This is a genomic window from Cellulomonas alba, assembly GCF_030362835.1.
Lineage (GTDB): Bacteria > Actinomycetota > Actinomycetes > Actinomycetales > Cellulomonadaceae > Cellulomonas > Cellulomonas alba.
Window position 1 is genome coordinate 369,486 of sequence record NZ_JAUCGQ010000002.1, and the last position, 18,303, is coordinate 387,788.

General features: G+C 74.9%; 18 protein-coding genes. 11 read left to right on the forward strand and 7 right to left on the reverse strand.

What is annotated here, in order from left to right; all coding sequences use genetic code 11:
• Positions 1–8 precede the first annotated feature (8 nt).
• Positions 9–764, forward strand: coding sequence for a 4-hydroxy-tetrahydrodipicolinate reductase (dapB, locus tag QRT04_RS14405; RefSeq protein WP_289456201.1), 756 nt, complete (start codon positions 9–11; stop codon positions 762–764).
• Positions 764–1,255: a hypothetical protein gene (locus tag QRT04_RS14410; RefSeq protein WP_289456202.1), complete on the forward strand. Its 492-nt coding sequence runs from the start codon at positions 764–766 to the stop codon at positions 1,253–1,255. The genes dapB and QRT04_RS14410 overlap by 1 nt, the downstream gene beginning before the upstream one ends.
• 40 nt (positions 1,256–1,295) lie before the next feature.
• Here the strand turns inward: QRT04_RS14410 and QRT04_RS14415 are convergent, their stop codons facing one another.
• Genes QRT04_RS14415 through QRT04_RS14430 form a run of 4 tightly spaced genes read right to left on the reverse strand, consistent with a single transcriptional unit; the run spans position 1,296 to position 4,463 of the window.
• Complete coding sequence (locus QRT04_RS14415) at positions 1,296–1,850, reverse strand: GNAT family N-acetyltransferase (RefSeq protein ID WP_289456203.1); 555 nt, start codon at positions 1,848–1,850, stop codon at positions 1,296–1,298.
• A 34-nt stretch (positions 1,851–1,884) separates the two neighbouring features.
• Complete coding sequence (locus QRT04_RS14420) at positions 1,885–2,205, reverse strand: AzlD domain-containing protein (protein WP_289456204.1); 321 nt, start codon at positions 2,203–2,205, stop codon at positions 1,885–1,887.
• Positions 2,202–2,957, reverse strand: coding sequence for an AzlC family ABC transporter permease (locus QRT04_RS14425; RefSeq protein WP_289456205.1), 756 nt, complete (start codon positions 2,955–2,957; stop codon positions 2,202–2,204). The genes QRT04_RS14420 and QRT04_RS14425 overlap by 4 nt, the downstream gene beginning before the upstream one ends.
• 36 nt (positions 2,958–2,993) lie before the next feature.
• Positions 2,994–4,463, reverse strand: coding sequence for an NAD-dependent succinate-semialdehyde dehydrogenase (locus QRT04_RS14430; protein WP_289456206.1), 1,470 nt, complete (start codon positions 4,461–4,463; stop codon positions 2,994–2,996).
• A gap of 90 nt (positions 4,464–4,553) precedes the next feature.
• Here QRT04_RS14430 and QRT04_RS14435 point away from each other — a divergent pair, with 90 nt between their 5' ends.
• Complete coding sequence (locus QRT04_RS14435) at positions 4,554–5,360, forward strand: thymidylate synthase (RefSeq protein ID WP_289456207.1); 807 nt, start codon at positions 4,554–4,556, stop codon at positions 5,358–5,360.
• Positions 5,357–5,887 (forward strand): dihydrofolate reductase, encoded by a 531-nt coding sequence (locus tag QRT04_RS14440; RefSeq protein WP_289456208.1) that lies wholly within the window; start codon positions 5,357–5,359, stop codon positions 5,885–5,887. Before QRT04_RS14435 ends, QRT04_RS14440 begins: the two co-directional genes overlap by 4 nt.
• Here the strand turns inward: QRT04_RS14440 and QRT04_RS14445 are convergent.
• Positions 5,826–6,347 (reverse strand): hypothetical protein, encoded by a 522-nt coding sequence (locus QRT04_RS14445; protein ID WP_289456209.1) that lies wholly within the window; start codon positions 6,345–6,347, stop codon positions 5,826–5,828. The two genes, QRT04_RS14440 and QRT04_RS14445, sit on opposite strands and share 62 nt — an antisense overlap.
• 45 nt (positions 6,348–6,392) lie before the next feature.
• Here QRT04_RS14445 and QRT04_RS14450 point away from each other — a divergent pair, with 45 nt between their 5' ends.
• The 4 genes from QRT04_RS14450 to QRT04_RS14465 all read left to right on the forward strand — a co-directional run bounded on the left by QRT04_RS14450 (position 6,393) and on the right by QRT04_RS14465 (position 10,319).
• Positions 6,393–7,241 carry a hypothetical protein gene (locus QRT04_RS14450; protein ID WP_289456210.1) on the forward strand — a complete coding sequence of 283 codons (849 nt, stop codon included), beginning with the start codon at positions 6,393–6,395 and terminating at the stop codon, positions 7,239–7,241.
• Positions 7,238–7,606, forward strand: a complete 369-nt coding sequence (locus QRT04_RS14455) for a GntR family transcriptional regulator (RefSeq protein ID WP_289456212.1) — start codon at positions 7,238–7,240, stop codon at positions 7,604–7,606. The genes QRT04_RS14450 and QRT04_RS14455 overlap by 4 nt, the downstream gene beginning before the upstream one ends.
• Before the next feature lie 73 nt (positions 7,607–7,679).
• Positions 7,680–8,600 carry a 4-hydroxy-tetrahydrodipicolinate synthase gene (gene dapA / locus QRT04_RS14460; RefSeq protein ID WP_289456213.1) on the forward strand — a complete coding sequence of 307 codons (921 nt, stop codon included), beginning with the start codon at positions 7,680–7,682 and terminating at the stop codon, positions 8,598–8,600.
• A gap of 33 nt (positions 8,601–8,633) precedes the next feature.
• Entirely contained in the window at positions 8,634–10,319 is a 1,686-nt protein-coding gene (locus QRT04_RS14465) for a ribonuclease J (protein WP_289456214.1), read from the forward strand.
• A gap of 230 nt (positions 10,320–10,549) precedes the next feature.
• Here the strand turns inward: QRT04_RS14465 and QRT04_RS14470 are convergent, their stop codons facing one another.
• Positions 10,550–11,479, reverse strand: coding sequence for a DMT family transporter (locus QRT04_RS14470; protein ID WP_289456216.1), 930 nt, complete (start codon positions 11,477–11,479; stop codon positions 10,550–10,552).
• 74 nt (positions 11,480–11,553) lie between these two features.
• Entirely contained in the window at positions 11,554–12,549 is a 996-nt protein-coding gene (locus QRT04_RS14475) for a GlxA family transcriptional regulator (RefSeq protein ID WP_289456218.1), read from the reverse strand.
• A 70-nt stretch (positions 12,550–12,619) separates the two neighbouring features.
• On the opposite strand from QRT04_RS14475, the gene QRT04_RS14480 reads away from it, so the two are divergent.
• From QRT04_RS14480 to QRT04_RS14490, 3 genes are all read left to right on the forward strand, one after another.
• Positions 12,620–13,369, forward strand: a complete 750-nt coding sequence (locus QRT04_RS14480) for an MBL fold metallo-hydrolase (protein WP_289456220.1) — start codon at positions 12,620–12,622, stop codon at positions 13,367–13,369.
• Positions 13,370–13,470: 101 nt separating this feature from the next.
• On the forward strand, positions 13,471–16,059 hold the full coding sequence (locus QRT04_RS14485) for a DNA translocase FtsK (RefSeq protein ID WP_407653639.1): 2,589 nt from the start codon (positions 13,471–13,473) through the stop codon (positions 16,057–16,059).
• Positions 16,056–18,239: a putative bifunctional diguanylate cyclase/phosphodiesterase gene (locus tag QRT04_RS14490; RefSeq protein ID WP_289456221.1), complete on the forward strand. Its 2,184-nt coding sequence runs from the start codon at positions 16,056–16,058 to the stop codon at positions 18,237–18,239. Before QRT04_RS14485 ends, QRT04_RS14490 begins: the two co-directional genes overlap by 4 nt.
• Positions 18,240–18,303: the final 64 nt, after the last annotated feature.

Genomic DNA, 18,303 nt, shown 5'->3' on the forward strand with positions numbered 1-18,303 from the left:
TGCGGACCGTGAGCGAGCGCATTCGCGTCGCCGTGCTCGGCGCGGCCGGACGCATGGGGTCCACGGTGGTGCAGGCGGTCGAGGCCGCGGACGACCTCGAGCTGGTCGCGTCGCTCGACGCGAGCGACGACCTCGGGGCGGTGACCGCTGCGGGGGCGCAGGTGGCCGTGGACTTCACCGTCCCGTCGGTCACCGAGGCGAACGTGCACGCGCTCGTCGACGCCGGCGTCCACGTGGTGGTCGGCACCACCGGGTGGGACGACGCGGCGCTCGGCCGCGTGCGCGACCACCTGGCGGACCGGCCCGGCGTCGGCGTGCTCGTGGCCCCGAACTTCGCGCTCGGCGCGGTGCTCGCCTTGGCGTTCGCGCGGCAGGCGGCACGGTGGTTCGAGTCCGCCGAGGTCGTCGAGCTGCACCACCCGAACAAGGTCGACGCGCCGTCCGGCACGGCGCAGCACACGGCGCGCGCGATCGGAGCCGCGCGCGCGGCCGCCGGGCTGGGTGCGTCGCCCGACGCGACGAGCACCGGCCTGGACGGTGCGCGCGGCTCGGTGGTCGACGGCGTGCACGTCCACGCCGTGCGGCTGCGCGGCCTCGTGGCGCACGAGGAGATCCTGTTCGGCAACGCGGGCGAGCAGCTGACCATCCGGCACGACTCGTTCGACCGCGTCAGCTTCATGCCGGGCGTGCTGCTCGGCGTGCGCCGCGTCGGAGCACTGCCCGGCCTGACCGTGGGCCTCGAGCACGTGCTCGACCTGGGCTGATGGCGGCGCGCAGCACCCGGGCGCGGTGGACCGGGCCCGCCGTCGCGGCGGCCGTGACCGCGCTGCTCGCGATCTACCTGTGGGTCGTCGCGGCGCGGGCGACCGCGCTCGTGCGGTCGGGCGAGCCCGTCGGGGTCGTGCTCGGCGTCGCGTTCTGGGTGCTGCCGCTCGTCGTCGTCTGGCTCGTGGTCCGGGAATGGCGGCTCGCGATCGACGTGCAGCGCATGGCCGACGAGCTCGCGGCCGCCGACGAGCTGCCGGTCGACGACCTGCCGCGCTCGCCGGGCGGCCGGATCGACCGTTCCGCCGCGCGCGAGGCGTTCGGCGCCGCGCGGGAGCGCGCGGAGGCGACGCCGGACGACTGGCGGTCCTGGTACCACCTCGCGTTCGCGTACGACGCGGCAGGAGACCGGCGCCGCGCCCGCGAGGCGCTGCGCGCGGCGAGCCGCCTGCACCGGGGGCGCGCGACGACGGGACCGGACGCGATCTGACGCGCTGCCCGGCGCCCTCCGGGCTCGGCCCTGGCGGGTCTCAGATGCCCGCGGACCAGCGGTGCTCGTTGACCGTGCGGTGCGTCCCGTCGGGCAGCGTGCCCGCGACCACCTCGCGCGCGACGTCGTCCGGGCCGAGGCCGGACTCGCGCAGGAAGCGGGCGCGCGCGTCGTCGCCGTCGAGCACCCACGTGTGCAGCTGGTCGGCGCCGTCCTCGCGCAGCAGGTCGACGACCGCCGCGAGCAGCCGCGAGCCGTGCCCGCCGCGCTGCGCCGTCGGCGTCACCTCGAGCGCCACGAGCACGCCGCCGCGTGCCTCGCCCTCGGGCGCCGCGACCGGCGCGACGGCGGCGAAGCCGACCACCTGCGGTCCGGCCAGCGCGACGAGCACGCGGTAGCCCGGGCCCGGCGGCGCGGTGATCGACTCGTGCCAGCCCGCCGAGATCGCCTCGGCGTCGAGATCGTCGAGCGCCGTGCCGAAGACGTCGGCGTGCGTGTCGCGCCAGGCCGCGAGCTGCACCTGCGCGATCGCGAGCTCGTCGCCGGGGACGGCGGGGCGCACCGACACGTCGGAGGTCTCGGAGAACAGCGGCACCGGGTGAGGCTACCCCGCGCGGGTCGGGCGGCGGTCAGGGCATGCCGAGCGCGCGCAGCACCGCGGCGGTCACCGCCGCGAGCACGACCACCACGATGAACGGCGCGCGCAGCGCGAGCGCGACGGCGGCGACGACGAGCGCCGGCAGGCGCGCGTCCGCGACCAGCGACCGCCCGGTGGTGGCGGCCTGCACCGCGACCAGCGCCGAGAGCAGCGCGACCGTCACGAGCGCCGCGGTGCGGGCGACCCGCGGCTGCGCCAGCCAGTGCTCGGGCAGCAGGTGGCCGACGAGCTTGAGCGCGAACACGACCGCACTCGCGGCGACGATCGCCACCCACGTGAGCCCCACGCTCATGGCGCCTCCTCGGCCGGTCCGTCAGGCGTGAGCAGGTGGTCAGGCGCGAGCAGCGGTGGTGGCGGCTCGGTGGGGGGCGGGTTCGTCACGAGCCCCGCGACGACGGCGACGAGCGCCGCGAGCAGCACGGGCACGCCGGCGGGCACGAACGGCGTCGACGCGAGCGCGACGACGACCGCGCCCAGCGCCACCAGCTGGGCGAGCCGTGCGCCCGGCCCGGTGACGCGCGGCCACACGAGAGCCAGGAACGCGGCGGCGGCCGCGGCGTCGAGCCCGTACCGGCGCGGGTCGCCGAGCGCGTTGCCGAGCAGCGCCCCCGCGAGCGAGAACGCGTTCCACAGCAGGTAGACGCCGACGCCGGTCCACCAGAACCCGACGCGGCCGGCGGCGCGGTCACGCTGCGCGGTCCCGACGGCGGTCGACTCGTCGATCGTCAGCTGCGCCGCGACGGGCCGCAGACGGCGGCTCACGCGCAGGATCGGTGTCACGAGCGGGCCGTACAGCGCGTTGCGGACGCCCAGGAGCCCCGCGGTCGCGATCGCCGCACCGGCCGCGCCGCCGCCCGCGACGACGCCGACGAACGCGAACTGCGACCCGCCCGAGAACATCAGCAGGCTGAGCGCCATGGTCTGCGGGATCGTCAGCCCGGCGGCAACGGCCAGCGCGCCGAACGAGATGCCGTACAGCCCCGTGGCGACCGAGACGGAGACCGCCTGGCGGACCGCAGCCCGCCGAGCGTCGTCCGTCGTCACGCCCGCTACTGTCGCACGGCCCTCGGACGGCCGCGTTCAGAGCGCGACGTACACCGGCTCGAGGTACTCCTCGAGGCCCGCCTCGCCGCCCTCGCGCCCGAGTCCCGAGTGCTTGACGCCGCCGAAGGGCGCGCTCGCGTCCGAGACCATGCCACGGTTGACGCCGAGCATCCCGGCCTCGACCCGGTCCGCGAGCCGCATCACGCGACCGATGTCGCGCGTGTACGCGTACGCGACGAGCCCGAACGGGGTCCGGTTCGCGAGCTCGATCGCCTCCTCCTCGTCGCCGAACGTGACGACCGGCGCGACGGGCCCGAAGATCTCCTCGGTGACGATCCGGTGCTCGGGGTCCACGCGGTCGAGCACCGTGGGCGCGTAGAAGTACCCGGTGCGGCGCGGGCGCTCACCCCCGACGTGCACGCGCGCGCCGGCGTCCACGGCCTGCGCCACCACCTCCTCGACGCGGTCGACGGCCGCCTGTTCGATCAGCGGCCCGACCGTCGTGCCGGGCTCGGCGCCGTGCCCCACGACGAGCCCGCGGAACGCCTCGGCGAGTCCCTCGGTGAACTCCTGCGCGACCGAGCGGTGGACCAGGAACCGGTTGGCCGCGACGCACGTCTGGCCCGAGTTCCGCATCTTCGCGGCGAGCGCCCCCTGGACGGCCGCGGGGATGTCGGCGTCCTCGAAGACGAGGAACGGCGCGTTGCCGCCCAGCTCCATCGACGTCCGCAGGATGTTCGGCGCGGCCGCCGCCAGCAGCTGCGCCCCGACCTCGGTCGACCCCGTGAACGAGAGCTTGCGCAACCGGCGGTCGGCGAGCAGCGGGGTCGAGATCGAGCTCGCGGACGACGACGGGACGACGTTGACCACACCGGTGGGCAGCCCGCGCTCGGCGAGCTCAGCGCGGATGATCTCCGCCACGAACGCGGTCGTCAGCGGCGTCAGGCGAGCAGGCTTGACCACCACCGTGCATCCCGCGGCCAGCGCGGGCGCGACCTTGCGGGCGATCATCGCGATCGGGAAGTTCCAGGGCGTGACGAGCAGCGCCGGACCCACCGCCCGCCGCAGGACGAGCTGGTGGTTGGACCCGGCGGGCGCCCGCCGAGCCAGGCCGGGGAACCGCACGGCTTCCTCGGCGTACCAGCGCACGTAGTCCGCGCCGTACGCGACCTCGGCGCGCGACTCGGCCAGCGGCTTGCCGCCCTCCGCCGTGATGAGGGCCGCGACGTCCTCGGTGCGCGCGGTCAGCGTCTCGAACACGGCGCGCAGCAGCTCGGAGCGCTCGCGGGGCGGCGTGGCGCGCCAGACGGGGAACGCCGCGTTCGCGGCGGTCAGCGCGTCGAGCGCGTCCCGCTCCCCGCCGTCGGCGACGTCGAACAGCGTGTCGGTGGTCGCCGGGTCCGCGACCTCGAACGTGCGGCCGCTCGAGGCGGGGCGCCAGTCGCCGTCCACGAGGATCCCGGTCGGGACGTGGGAGGCGACGGTCGGCGGCAGGGCGATGGTCATGCGGCCCAGTCTGAACCGGCCGCGCTCGCCGCGCAGGCGGTTGCGCGTCGGGCCGCGGCGACGGGCTCGGCGCGACCTACGATGACGGCCATGGCCGCGCCGATCGAGACCCCGTACGAGGACCTGCTCCGCCTGGTCCTGGAGACCGGGACGCCGAAGGCGGACCGCACCGGCACGGGCACGCGCTCGGTGTTCGGGCACCAGATGCGCTTCGACCTGCAGTCGGGCTTCCCGCTCGTCACGACTAAGCGCGTGCACCTGCGCTCGATCGTGGGTGAGCTGCTGTGGTTCCTGCGCGGCGACTCGAACGTGCGCTGGCTGCGGGAGAACGGCGTGACGATCTGGGACGAGTGGGCCGACGCGGACGGCGAGCTCGGGCCGGTGTACGGCGTCCAGTGGCGCTCGTGGCCGACGCCCGACGGTCGGCACGTCGACCAGGTCACCGAGCTGCTCGCGAACCTGCGGCGCGACCCGGACAGCCGGCGGCACATCGTCTCGGCGTGGAACGTCGCCGACATCCCGTCGATGGCGCTCGCGCCCTGCCACGCGTTCTTCCAGTTCTACGTCGCGGACGGCCGGCTCAGCTGCCAGCTCTACCAGCGCAGCGCGGACCTGTTCCTCGGCGTCCCGTTCAACATCGCGTCCTACGCGCTGCTGACGCACATGGTCGCGCAGCAGGTCGACCTCGAGGTCGGCGACTTCGTGTGGACGGGCGGCGACTGCCACATCTACGACAACCACGTCGAGCAGGTGCGCGAGCAGCTCTCGCGCGAGCCGTTCGCGCCGCCGACGCTGCAGCTCCGCCGGGCGCCGTCGCTGTTCGACTACACCTTCGAGGACGTCGAGGTCGTCGGCTACCAGCACCACCCGGCGATCAAGGCGCCGGTGGCGGTGTGACGCTGGGGCTCGTCTGGGCCCAGTCGCCCGCGGGGGTGATCGGCACGGACGGCACGCTCCCGTGGCACGTCCCCGAGGACCTCGCGCACTTCCGGTCGCTGACGCGCGGCTGCCCCGTCGTCATGGGGCGCGCGACGTGGGAGTCCCTGCCCGAGCGGTTCCGACCGCTGCCGGGCCGGCAGAACGTGGTGCTGTCGCGTGCGCCCGGCTACGACGCGCCGGGCGCCGTGGTCGTCGGGTCCCTGGACGCCGCGCTCGAGCTCGTCGGGGATCGGGACGCGTGGGTGATCGGCGGGGGAGCGGTCTACGCGGGCGCGGTCGCGCTCGCCGACGTCGCGGTCGTCACGGTCGTCGACCTCGACGTCGCGGGGGACACCCACGCCCCGGCGCTCGACGCGCGCGAGTGGGAGGTCGTGGACGACGGGCCGTGGCTGACGTCGTCGGCGGGCCCGCGCTACCGCTTCGTCACGAGCCGGCGCCGCACGCCGTCTGGCCGGCCTGCCCCTGGAGCAGCTTGGCCGGTGTGAACGCCGCAGGCAGCGCCTCGTCCCGGACGGTGCCCAGCACCCCGATGGTCCGCACGGTGGCGCTGTCGCCGCACGCGTCGGCCCACCGGATGACGAGCCACGTCCGCTCGTCGCGGTGCAGGGCGGCCGGCAGCGTCCGGACGGGCGTCGCCGGGTCGGTGCCGAGCGGGTCGTTCGCGGTGAGCCAGGCCGCGGCGACGCCGGGACCGGTGACGGACTCGACCCGCTGCCACGCGGCCGCACCCTCGAGCTCGACCGTCGTGATCGGGCCGCCGGGTGCCGCCCCCTGCGCGCCACCGGCGGTCGATCCCGGGAGGACGCCCGGCCGGAACGCCGACGCGCCCGCCACGGCTGCGGCCATCAGCGCGACTCCGGCGGCGATGCCCACCGCGACGCGCCAGCGGGGTGTCACCGGCACGACGGCGTCGAGCGCGGCGTCGGCGACGGTTGTGCGGCTCATTGGCACAACGTACTATGCCAATGAGCCAATCCACCAGGGGGTCCCGTGTCCGCCGTACCCGTCGTGCTCGTCACCGTGCTCGCGCTCGTCGCGGGCCTCGTCGCGGCGGCGGTGCTCGCCCGCCCGGTGCGCGCGGTCGACGTGGCGTGGCTGGCGGGCGACGCCTACCCGTCCGCGGACGAGGCGGCCGTCTACGAGCGGTACCTGCGGCGGCACCGGCGGCACCGGGCCGTCGGCGGCCTGTTCGGCGCCGCGTTCGCGGTGGTCACCGGGGTGGCCTGGTACGGCTCGGTGCACGCCGGGATCGGCACGGGGAGCCCGTTCGCCGACGTGCTGTGGTGCGCGCTCGCGGGGATCGTCTGCGGTGCGCTCTCGGCAGAGACCTTCCGCTTCGACCGACCACGCCGGCCGTCCGCGCGGACCGCCGCGTCGCTCGAGCCGCACGCGCCGGCGGCCCGCGCCGACCTCGCGCGCGTCGCCCGCGTGCTGGTGGTGTGCTCGCTCATGGTCGCGGGGGTCGTCGTCGCGGTGCGCGGGCTCGGCTCGCTCGGGGTCCTCACGACGGCCGTCGCAGGTGCCGCGATGGTGGGCGTCGCCGAGGTCACGCGCGCCTCGATCGCCGGTCGCCGCCGGCCCGTCATGACGGACGCCGCGGCGCGCGTCGACGCGCGCATCCGGGCGTTCGCCGGCGTGGCGGTCGCGCGTCTGGAGCTCGCCGCCGCGGTGCTGACCGCCGGTTGGGTCGTCTCCGGGCTGCCCGACCAGGGCGGTGGCGGTGACGACGCCGTGCGCGTCGTGCTCGTGCTCGCGGCGCTCGTGGCGACGCTCGTGCTGCTGCACCGTGCCGCGCCCCGCGCACCGCGCGGCTGGCTGCCGCCGGGGGCGCTCGCGTGATCGTCCACGTCGACGCGGACGCGCCGACGCCCGTCTTCGAGCAGCTGCGCTCGCAGATCGAGCGCCTGATCGTCTCGGGCCAGCTCGCGTCCGGCGCCCGGCTGCCTACCGTCCGGCAGCTCGCCACGGACCTCGGGCTGGCGCGCGGCACGGTCAACAAGGTGTACGAGCAGCTCGCACGTGACGGGCTCGTCGCGACGGCGGGCCGCCACGGCACGACGGTCCTGCCGGTGGCGCGTCGCCGGGCCCCCGCGTCCGCCGACGTCGACGCGGCGGCCGACACCCTCGCCCTCGTCGCGCGGCAGCTCGGGCTCTCCGACGCAGCCACGCACGCGGCGCTCGAGCGGGCGCTCGGCCGCTGGTGACGGGGCGCGGCCGCCCGGCTCGCAGGGCGATATCGCGCGACGGCGCGTCCCACCCGGGCGGTACCGTTGCGGCATGCCGCTGGTGACGTCGTCCGTCCGCCCGTTCGGGGCCGTGCTGTCCGCGATGGTCACGCCGATGACGGAGGACGGGGCGGTCGACCTGACCGCCGCCGTCGCCCTCGCGAAGCACCTCGTCGACGAGGCGGGGCACGACGGACTCGTCCTCAACGGCACCACCGGCGAGGCGCCCACCACTCACGCGCCAGAGAAGGCCGAGCTCGTGGCCGCCGTCGTGGAGGCGGTGGGTGACCGCGCCTACGTCGTCGCGGGCGCGGGCTCGAACGACACGGCGCACGCGGTCCGCATGGCCGAGCAGGCAGCCGAGGCGGGCGCGCACGGCCTGCTCGTCGTCAGCCCGTACTACTCGCGACCGTCGCAGCCGGGGCTCGTCGCGCACATCACGACCGTGGCCGGCTCCACCGAGCTGCCGGTCATGGTCTACGACGTTCCCGGCCGGGCGGGCGTGCGCATGGCGCCCGCCACGATCGACGCGCTCGCGTCGCACCAGCGGATCGTGGCGATGAAGGACGCGACCGGCGACGTCGCCGCCGCCGCGGACGCCATCGCGCGGACGGGGCTCGCCTGGTACTCGGGCGACGACGCGGTGACGCTGCCGTTCTTCGCCCACGGGGCGTGCGGCGTCGTCGGCGTCGCGACCCAGGTGGTCGGCCGTCAGTTCGCCGCCATGGTCGCGGCCTGGGACGCCGGCGACCACGCCGAGGCGCTGCGCCTCTTCCGCACCACGGTCCCCGCCGTCCAGGCGATCAACGGCTCCGGGTTCCAGGCGGTGTTCGCGAAGGCGGCGCTCCAGGTGCTCGGCCTGCTCGACTCGCGCGCCGTGCGGCTCCCGTACGTGCCCGCGTCCGACGACGACCTCGAGGGCATCCGTGCCGGCCTGCGCGCGGCCGGGCTGCTCGACTCCGCGCTGGCCTGAGCGCCGGCCCCACGCCACCTCACCAGGAGACACATGAGCCACCCGCACCCCGAGCTGACGCTGCCGCCGGCGCTACCCGAGGGGGCCCTGCGGGTCGTCGCCCTCGGTGGCCTCGGCGAGGTCGGCCGCAACATGGCCGTCCTCGAGTACGCAGGCCGGCTGCTCGTCATCGACTGCGGCGTGCTGTTCCCAGAGGACCACCAGCCGGGCGTCGACCTGATCCTCCCGGACTTCGACTACATCCGGGACCGGCTCGACGACATCGAGGCGATCGTCCTCACGCACGGGCACGAGGACCACATCGGCGCCGTGCCCTACCTGCTGCGGCTGCGGCGCGACATCCCGCTCGTCGGCTCGCAGCTGACGCTCGCGTTCGTCGAGGCGAAGCTCAAGGAGCACCGGATCGCGCCGCTGACGCTCGCGGTGCGCGAGGGCCAGGTCGAGCAGCTCGGCGTGTTCGAGTGCGAGTTCGTCGCGGTGAACCACTCGATCCCGGACGCGCTCGCCGTCGCCGTGACCACCGGCGCGGGCACCGTGCTGCACACGGGCGACTTCAAGATGGACCAGCTCCCGCTCGACGGGCGCATCACCGACCTGCGTGCTTTCGCGCGCCTCGGCGAGCGCGGCGTCGACCTGTTCATGGTCGACTCGACCAACGCCGAGGTGCCGGGCTTCGTGGCGCAGGAGCGGGGCATCGGACCCGTGCTCGACTCGGTGTTCGCGGAGTCGACCAAGCGGATCGTCGTCGCCTCGTTCTCGTCCCACGTGCACCGCGTGCAGCAGGTGCTCGACGCGGCCGCCGCGCACGGGCGGCACGTCGCCCTCGTGGGCCGCTCGATGGTGCGCAACATGGCGATCGCGTCGGAGCTCGGGTACCTCAAGGTGCCGGAGAACGTGCTGATCGACTCCAAGCGCGTCGACGAGCTGCCGGACGACGAGATCGTGCTGATGTGCACCGGCTCGCAGGGCGAGCCGATGGCGGCGCTCTCGCGCATCGCGAACAACGACCACAAGATCACGGTCGGCCCGGGCGACACCGTGATCCTCGCGTCCTCGCTGATCCCCGGGAACGAGAACGCCGTGTTCCGCGTCATCAACGGGCTCACGCGGCTCGGCGCGCGCGTCGTCCACTCGGGCAACGCGAAGGTGCACGTCTCGGGCCACGCCAGCGCCGGCGAGCTCCTGTACTGCTACAACATCCTGCGGCCACGCAACGTCATGCCCGTGCACGGCGAGGTGCGGCACCTCGTGGCGAATGCCGCGCTCGCGGTCCAGACCGGGGTGCCGGCCGACCGCGTCGTGCTCGCCGAGGACGGTGTCGTGGTCGACCTCGTCGACGGCAAGGCGTCGGTGGTCGGTGCGGTGCCCTGTGGCTACGTGTACGTCGACGGGTCGTCCGTCGGGGGCGTGACCGAGGCCGAGCTCAAGGACCGCCGGATCCTCGGGGTCGAGGGGTTCGTGTCGATCTTCGCGGTCGTCTCGTCCGCCGACGGGAAGGTGCTGGCCGGGCCGCAGATCCACGCCCGCGGGTTCGCGGAGCAGGACGACGTGTTCGAGGACATCCTTCCCGAGCTGACCGCCGCCCTCGAGGACGCGGCCCGCGGGGGAGCGGTCGACACGCACCAGCTGCAGCAGGTCATGCGCCGCGTGGTGGGTCGCTGGGTGTCCAACCGTCTGCGCCGCCGTCCGATGATCATCCCCGTGGTGGTCGAGGCCTGACCCGGAGCGGAGGCCCGGTGAGGGCCGTGCGCAGCGCGGCACTCGCCGGGCAGGAGCGCAGGGTCGGGCCGACCAGGCGCACGGAGGCCTGACCCGGAGCGGAGGCCCGGTGAGGGCCGTGCGCAGCGCGGCACTCGCCGGGCAGGAGCGCAGGGTCGGGCCGACCACGCCCACGGAGGCCTGACCCGGAGCGGAGGCCCGGTGAGGGCCGCGCGCAGCGGTACTGAGGCCTAGGCCGAGGGCTCCCGCACGGCCGGCTCGTCGCAGGCGACGGCCGCCTCTGCGACGTCCGGCACCGGCGTCTCCACCGGACGCGCGCGCCGCGACGCCGCCGCCGAGCCCGCGAGGATCAGCGCCATCCCGGCGAGCACGCCCCAGGTGATGGGCTCGTCGAGCACGACTGCCCCGAGCGCGACCGCGACGACCGGGTTGAGGTACGCGACGAGCGTTGCGCGCGCACCGCCGACCTCGGCGATCAGGCCGAAGAACAGCACGAACGCGAGCGCGGTGCAGACGACGCCGAGCCCGAGCAGCGACAGCAGCGCGTCCCGGCCGGGCATCGGGTGGGGACCGGTCGCGAGCACGACGGGCAGGTAGACCAGCGCGGACAGGCCGAGGCACGCCGCGGTGAGCGGGATCGACGGCACGCCGTGCAGCCGCCTCTCGGCGATCAGTGGCGCGACCGCGTACCCGACCGCCGCGAGGAGCACCTGGACGACGGCCCACGGGTCGTCGGCCGCGGCGCCGGGCCCGAGCAGCAGCGCGACACCGCCGAGGCCGACGACCAGGCCCGCCCACCGCACGGCCGCGACGTGCTTGCGGTCGACCAGCCGGCCGACGACGACCGCGATGATCGGGACCGTCGCGACGAGCAGGCCGGTGGTCGAGCTCGTCAGCGTGCGCTCGGCGTTCGAGAGCAGGAACCACGGCCCGACGATCTCGAGCGCGGCGAACGCGACGACGGCGGGCCAGTGCCCGCGCAGGACGCGGAGGCCGCCTGCGCGCCACGCGAACGGGACGAGCAGCAGCGCGCCGACCGCGGTGCGCGCGAGCACGACGGTCGCCGGCGTCACCTCGCCCACCGCCACCTTGATCAGCAGGTACGGCACGCCCCAGATGACGCCCATCGCGCCGAGCAGGATCCAGCCGCGCCGGCTCATGCCCGACCTCGTGCCACGTGGCGCGCCTCTGCCGGCGCACAGACCAAGACTCGTCCGGTGCTCACCGACAGAACCTATGCCGGACCACCGACATCCACCGCCGCGCCCGCCGCGGGCTCGGCGCGGAAGGCCTGACGGTGCCGCCGCGGGCTCGTCGCGAGGTGTGTCGCGAAGTGCTGGCGCAGGGTGACGGCGGTGCCGAACCCCGAGCGACGGGCGACCTCCTCGACTCCGAGGTCGGTCGTCTCGAGCAGCACTCGTGCTCGTGCGAGGCGCTGCGTCAGCAGCCACCGCCCGGGGCTGGTGCCGGTCCGCTCGCGGAACTGCCGCGTGAACGTCCGCCGCGCGAGGTGGGCCGCCCCGGCCCACGCGTCGAGGTCGACGGGCTCGTCGAGGTGCTGCTCGGCCCAGGCGAGCGCGCGGTCGAGCGCGTCGTCTCCCGCGTGCTCCGCCACGGGTGCGGGGATGAACTGGCCCTGGTTCCCGTCGCGGTGCGGCGCGAGCACGAGCGACCGTGCGACGCGCGCCGCGAGGTCGGCACCCAGGTCCCGGCGGACGAGGTGGAGGCAGCAGTCGAGCGCGGACGCGACGCCCGCGGACGTCACGACGTCGCCGTCGTCGCACCACAGGACGTCGTCGCGCACGGCGACAGCGGGATATCGACGACGGAGCCGGTCCGCTGCGTGCCAGTGCGTCGCGACCTCGCGCCCGTCGGCGACGCCGCTCGCAGCCACGACGAAGGCGCCCAGGCACAGGCCGACGACGCGCGCACCACGCGCGTGGGCCGTGCGGACCGCGTCGAGCAGGACGTCCGACGGCTCGACCGCCGTGTCCCAGCTCGGCACGACGACCGTGTCGGCCGCCGCGAACGCCTCGAGCCCGTGCTCCACCACGACCGCGTACCCGCCGGCGGTCGGCACGGCGCCGGGCCGCTCCGCGCAGACGGTGACCTCGTAGCCCGTGACCGGCGCCGATCCGCCGCCCGACGCGAACACGGCCGACGGCACGGCCAGGTGGAACGGGCTGATGCCGTCGAACGCGAGGACTGCCACGCGGTGCCTCGGCTGCATGGCCCGATCCTAGCGATGTGCGACCTCCAGGCCACTCGCCGCCTCGCGCCGACGGGAGCACGCTGGCTGCATGACGACCACCACGCTCACCTGGGTCGGCGGACCGACGTTGCTGCTCGAGCTCGCGGGCCAGACGTTCCTCACCGACCCGACGTTCGACGCGGCACCGGCGGAGTACCCCGGCGGCGCCACGCTCCGCAAGCTCGTCGGCCCCGCCGTGCCCGCCGCCGACGTCCGCCCGGACGTGGTGCTGCTCTCGCACGACCAGCACGCCGACAACCTCGACCACGCGGGTCGCGACCTGCTCTCGCGCGTCCCGACCGTGCTGTCGACGCCGACCGCGGCGGGACGGGTCCCGGGCATCCGGGGGCTCGAGCCGTGGGAGGTCACGGACGTCGGCGACGTCCGCGTGACGGCCGTGCCCGCGCAGCACGGGCCGCAGGGCGCCGAGGCGCAGAGCGGCCCGGTCACGGGGTTCGTGCTCGAGGCCGCGGGCGTGCCGACCGTCTACGTCTCGGGTGACAACGCGTCCGTCGACGTCGTCGACCAGGTCGCACGCCGGTTCCCGGACATCGGGCTCGCGGTGCTCTTCGTCGGCGGCGCGAACGTCGGGCGTTTCGGCGCCGAGCCGATGACGCTCGACGCGCGGCGCGCGAGCGCGGCTGCCGACCTGCTGGACCGCGCCAAGGTCGTGCCGGTGCACCACACCGACTGGGCGCACTTCGTCGACCCGCTGTCCGCGGTGCAGGAGCGGTTCGCCCGAGGGGGACGGGCCGAGCGGCTCGTCGTGCTCGACCGAGGGGTTCCGACCGCGGTCTGAGCCCGGCCGCGGGGCTCTCGAGAGGCGTCGGGGGAGACCTCGCGCGCGACACGCGCCCGTGCGGCGCGGCGTCGTCGGACCCCGCCGCTAGGTTGAGGAGCATGGCCAGCGGTCCGTCCACCACCCGCACGCGCTCCGGGACCCCCCGGCCCGCGCAGGCGCGCGCAGGCTCGTCGCGCCCCGGTGGCAGCCGCACGCCGCCGCCCAAGCGGCCCGCGCTCCCGGTGCGGATCGTCAAGGGCGTCTGGATGGGCTGTGCCCACCTCGTCGGCGGCACGGCGCGGCACATCGGCCGCGGCGCGCGCGACCTCGACCCCGCGCACCGGCGGGACGGCATCGCGTTCACCCTGCTCGCGCTCGCGGTGGTCGTCGCGGCGCGCGAGTGGTGGAACCTGTCGGGCACGGCAGGCGACGCGGTGCACTCGGTCGTCGCCGGGACGTTCGGGCGGGTCGGCGTGGTCGTGCCGGTCGTGCTCGTCTACGTCGCGGTGCGGCTGATGCGGCACCCGGACCGCGTGCAGGCCAACTCGCGCATCGGCATCGGTCTGACCGCGATCGCGCTGGCCGTGTGCGGCATCCTGCAGATCGGCGCCGGGCTGCCGAGCACGGACGACTTCGCCGCGCTGCGCAAGGCGGGCGGCGTGGTCGGGTACGCCGTCGGCACGCCGCTCGCGAGCCTGCTCACCCAGCCGATCGCGGTCGTGCTGCTCCTGCTGCTCGCGTTCTTCGGCGTGCTGGTCGTCACGGCCACGCCCGTCAACCAGATCGTCCCGAGGCTGCGCGGCGCGTACCACCGCCTGACGGGCCGGCACGACGAGGTCGACGACGAGGACGCGCCGCTCGTCATCAACGCGGGGCACACCGCGCTGCCGGAGACCGAGGTGCTGCCGAAGAAGCGTCGCCTCGGCCGCCGCCGCGCCGAACGCGCCGAGCACGCCGACGAGGCGGACGAGTCGCGGCTCGACGCGTACGAAGGCGACGAGGCCTACCTCAGCGCCGCGACGATCGAGGCCGCGCGGGGCGGAGCCGAGCCGGCGGCAGACACCGAGCCGACGGCGGTCGTCGCGCCCGCCGCGCGCCGGATCGAGGCGCCGCCCACGACGTCGGGCGTCCCGCGGGGCGAGCAGCCGATGCTCGAGGGCGACGTCCTGTACACGCTGCCGTCGGAGGACGCGCTCGCGAAGGGCGCGCCGCACAAGGTCCGCTCGGCGGCGAACGACCGCGTCGTCGAGGCGCTCACCAACGTGCTCGACCAGTTCGAGATCGACGCGCAGGTCACGGGCTTCACGCGCGGACCGACCGTCACGCGCTACGAGGTCGAGCTCGGCCTCGGCGTCAAGGTCGAGCGCGTCACGGCGCTGTCCAAGAACATCGCGTACGCCGTCGCGAGCGCCGACGTGCGCATCCTGTCGCCGATCCCCGGCAAGTCCGCGATCGGCATCGAGATCCCGAACACCGACCGAGAGACGGTCGCGCTGGGCGACGTGCTGCGGTCCAGCGCGGCCAAGCGCACCGAGCACCCGATGGTCATCGGCGTCGGCAAGGACGTCGAGGGCGGCTACGTCGTCGCGAACCTCGCGAAGATGCCGCACCTGCTCGTCGCGGGCGCCACCGGCGCGGGCAAGTCGTCGTTCGTCAACTCGATGATCGTCTCGATCCTCATGCGCTCGACGCCCGACGAGGTCCGCATGGTGCTCGTCGACCCCAAGCGCGTCGAGCTGACGATCTACGAGGGCATCCCGCACCTCATCACGCCGATCATCACCAACCCGAAGAAGGCCGCCGAGGCGCTCGAGTGGGTGGTGCGCGAGATGGAGGCGCGCTACGACGACCTCGCCATGTTCGGCTTCAAGCACGTCGACGACTTCAACGTCGCCGTGCGCGCCGGCAAGGTCAAGCCGCTGCCGGGCTCCGAGCGCAAGATCGCGCCGTACCCGTACCTGCTCGTGATCGTCGACGAGCTCGCCGACCTGATGATGGTGGCGCCTCGCGACGTCGAGGCGTCGATCCAGCGCATCACGCAGCTCGCGCGCGCCGCAGGCATCCACCTGGTGCTCGCGACGCAGCGGCCCTCGGTCGACGTCGTCACCGGCCTGATCAAGGCGAACGTGCCGTCGCGGCTCGCGTTCGCCACGTCGTCGCTCACGGACTCGCGCGTCGTGCTCGACCAGCCGGGCGCCGAGAAGCTCATCGGCCAGGGCGACGCGCTGTTCCTGCCGATGGGTGCGGCCAAGCCGATGCGCACGCAGGGCGCCTGGGTCTCGGAGTCGGAGATCCACGCGGTCGTCGAGCACGTCAAGAAGCAACTCAAGCCCGTGTACCGCCAGGACGTGGCCGTCGCCGCCGCGAAGAAGCAGGTGGACGAGGACATCGGCGACGACCTCGACCTGCTGCTGCAGGCTGCCGAGCTCGTCATCACGTCGCAGTTCGGTTCGACGTCGATGCTTCAGCGCAAGCTGCGCGTCGGCTTCGCGAAGGCCGGCCGCCTGATGGACCTGCTCGAGTCGCGCGAGATCGTCGGCCCGTCCGAGGGCTCCAAGGCGCGCGAGGTCCTCGTCCAGCCCGACGACCTGCCGGGGACGCTCGCGATGCTGCGCGGCGACAGCGTGGACGACGGTCTGCCGGGCGACCCACCCGTCGCGGTCGACTACTTCGACGACGCGGAGGACGACCGGGCCGGTCGCTGGTGAGCGACCTGTCGCCGGGCGAGCTCGTCGGTGGCCTGATCGCCGTCGTCGCGGTGCTCGCCCTCGTCGCGGTGCTCGTGCTGCTCGCGCGGCAGCGCGCGCACCTGCACCGGCAGGACGAGCTGCTGGCCCTCAGCCGCGAGCTGCGCCACCGCTACGACGCGCTCCAGGCGGTGACGAAGGAGGGCGTGCTCGTCTCGTCGCTGCAGGGCCGCGTGCTCGACCTGTCCGAGCGGGCCGCCGCGATCCTCGGCGTCGACGCCGCGGCGTCGGTCGGCAAGCCGCTCACCGACCTGCCCATCGTCCTGGTCAACGAGCAGGGGCTCGCCATGAACCCCGCGGCCGTGCTCGGCCACCGCACCGCCCGCGCGGGGTTCACGGTCGACTCCGAGCTCGTCGGCGTGGCCGCCCCGGGGTCCGCGGGTGGCCAGGTGCGCATGGTCCAGGTCGCGAGCCAGCTGGTGCCCGCAGGCGACGGCGAGCAGGCAGCGGTGCTGACGACGCTCGTCGACGTCACCGGGCGACGCGAGGTCGAGGCCGCGCTGAGCCGCAGCGAGACCCAGTTCCGCGTCGCGATGGAGAACGCCCCGATCGGCATGGCGCTCGTCGACCTCGACTGGCGGGTCGTCGAGGCCAACGCGGCGTTCGCCGAGCTGCTCGGCACGAGCGTCAACGCGCTGCGCGGCTACTCGATGGAGGACCTGTCGACGCCGGACACGCGCGCGGCCGAGCGGCTCGAGGTCGACCGCCTGCTCGGTGGTGGCCAGCACCGGTTCTCGCTCGAGAAGCGCTACCAGCGCGCCGACGGCCACCTCGTCTGGGTCGTGCTCGACACCGCACTCGTGCGGTCGCCCACGGGCGAGCCCGACCACTTCGTCGTCCAGGTGCGCGACTCGACGGAGTCCCGCCTGCAGGCGGAGATGCTGACGCACCGCGCGATGCACGACCCGCTGACGGGGCTCGCGAACCGGACGCTCCTGCAGGAGGTCCTGCAGTCCGTGCTCGAGCAGCCTGCGGCCGTCGACCGCGTCGCGGTGCTCGCGTGCGACCTCGACGCGTTCAAGGAGATCAACGACCGGTACGGGCACGCCGCGGGTGACGAGCTGCTCGTCCACGTGGCCGGCGTGCTGCGCGCGGCGACCGCGCGACGGGGGACCGTGGCGAGGCTCGGCGGCGACGAGTTCGTGGTCGTCGTCCAGGACCAGGACGGGCCCAAGGCGGTGTTCGAGGTCGCCGCGGCGATCCACGCGGGCCTCGCGGAACCGGTGCGGGTCGGCAGGCGGCGCCTCGGGGTGGCCGCGAGCGTCGGCATCGCGCTCGCCGACTCCGAGACGATCGCGGGTGGCGCGCCGACGCTCCTCGCCGCCGCCGACGCGGCGCTCTACAAGGCGAAGGGGGCAGGTCGCGGCCGCACGGAGATCTACGAGTCGTCGATGGGCATCGTCTCCAGCGCGGACGTGCACCGCGAGCTCTCGCAGGCGCTCGCCGCCGGCGAGCTCGTGGTCCACTACCAGCCGATCGTCGACCTGGCCGACTCGCGCCTGGTCGGGTACGAGGCGCTGATCCGCTGGGAGCACCCGTACCGCGGCCTGCTGCTCCCCGCGGCGTTCCTGCCGCTCGTGCAGGAGGCCGGGCTCGCCGTGCAGCTCGGACAGTTCGTCGCGACGTCCGTCGTCGCGTTCGTCGCCTCGGCGCCGGACTCCAAGCTCTGGGTCTCGGTGAACGTCTCCGCCGACCAGCTCGGGGACGGCGAGTTCGCGACGACGTTGCTCGCGGAGATCTCGCGGCACCGCGTCATGGCCGGACGCGTCGTGGTCGAGCTGACGGAGTCGTCGCTCGTGGCGTCGGGCACCCGGATCCGGCACGAGCTCACGCAGCTCTCGGCCGCCGGCGTCCCGATCCTGCTCGACGACTTCGGCACCGGCGTGTCGCCGCTGTCGTACCTGCGCGACCTGCCGGTGGCGGGCGTCAAGCTCGACATGTCGTTCACGTCCGGCATCCCGGACGACCCGACCGCGGGCAAGGTCGCGCGCGCCCTCGGTGCACTGGCACGTGAGCTCGCGATGGTGACGATCGCCGAGGGGATCGAGCACGAGGAGCAGGCCGACTACCTGCACCGCAACGGCTGGCGGTACGGGCAGGGCTGGCTGTACGGCGGCGCGCAGCCCGCGCCGCACGCCTGATCCGCACGCCCGATCCGCATCAGCCAGCGCGCGCTGGACCGCCGGTGCGCGTCAGCGTGCGCGC

Excerpts from the sequence above, each read along its gene's own strand:
- QRT04_RS14410 (WP_289456202.1), top strand. The coding sequence starts at position 764 with ATGGCGGCGCGCAGCACCCGGGCGCGGTGGACCGGGCCCGCCGTCGCG.
- QRT04_RS14420 (WP_289456204.1), bottom strand. The coding sequence starts at position 2,205 with ATGAGCGTGGGGCTCACGTGGGTGGCGATCGTCGCCGCGAGTGCGGTC.
- QRT04_RS14430 (WP_289456206.1), bottom strand. The coding sequence starts at position 4,463 with ATGACCATCGCCCTGCCGCCGACCGTCGCCTCCCACGTCCCGACCGGG.
- QRT04_RS14435 (WP_289456207.1), top strand. The coding sequence starts at position 4,554 with ATGGCCGCGCCGATCGAGACCCCGTACGAGGACCTGCTCCGCCTGGTC.
- QRT04_RS14445 (WP_289456209.1), bottom strand. The coding sequence starts at position 6,347 with ATGAGCCGCACAACCGTCGCCGACGCCGCGCTCGACGCCGTCGTGCCG.
- dapA (WP_289456213.1), top strand. The coding sequence starts at position 7,680 with ATGCCGCTGGTGACGTCGTCCGTCCGCCCGTTCGGGGCCGTGCTGTCC.
- QRT04_RS14465 (WP_289456214.1), top strand. The coding sequence starts at position 8,634 with ATGAGCCACCCGCACCCCGAGCTGACGCTGCCGCCGGCGCTACCCGAG.
- QRT04_RS14470 (WP_289456216.1), bottom strand. The coding sequence starts at position 11,479 with ATGAGCCGGCGCGGCTGGATCCTGCTCGGCGCGATGGGCGTCATCTGG.
- QRT04_RS14475 (WP_289456218.1), bottom strand. The coding sequence starts at position 12,549 with ATGCAGCCGAGGCACCGCGTGGCAGTCCTCGCGTTCGACGGCATCAGC.
- QRT04_RS14480 (WP_289456220.1), top strand. The coding sequence starts at position 12,620 with ATGACGACCACCACGCTCACCTGGGTCGGCGGACCGACGTTGCTGCTC.
- QRT04_RS14485 (WP_407653639.1), top strand. The coding sequence starts at position 13,471 with ATGGCCAGCGGTCCGTCCACCACCCGCACGCGCTCCGGGACCCCCCGG.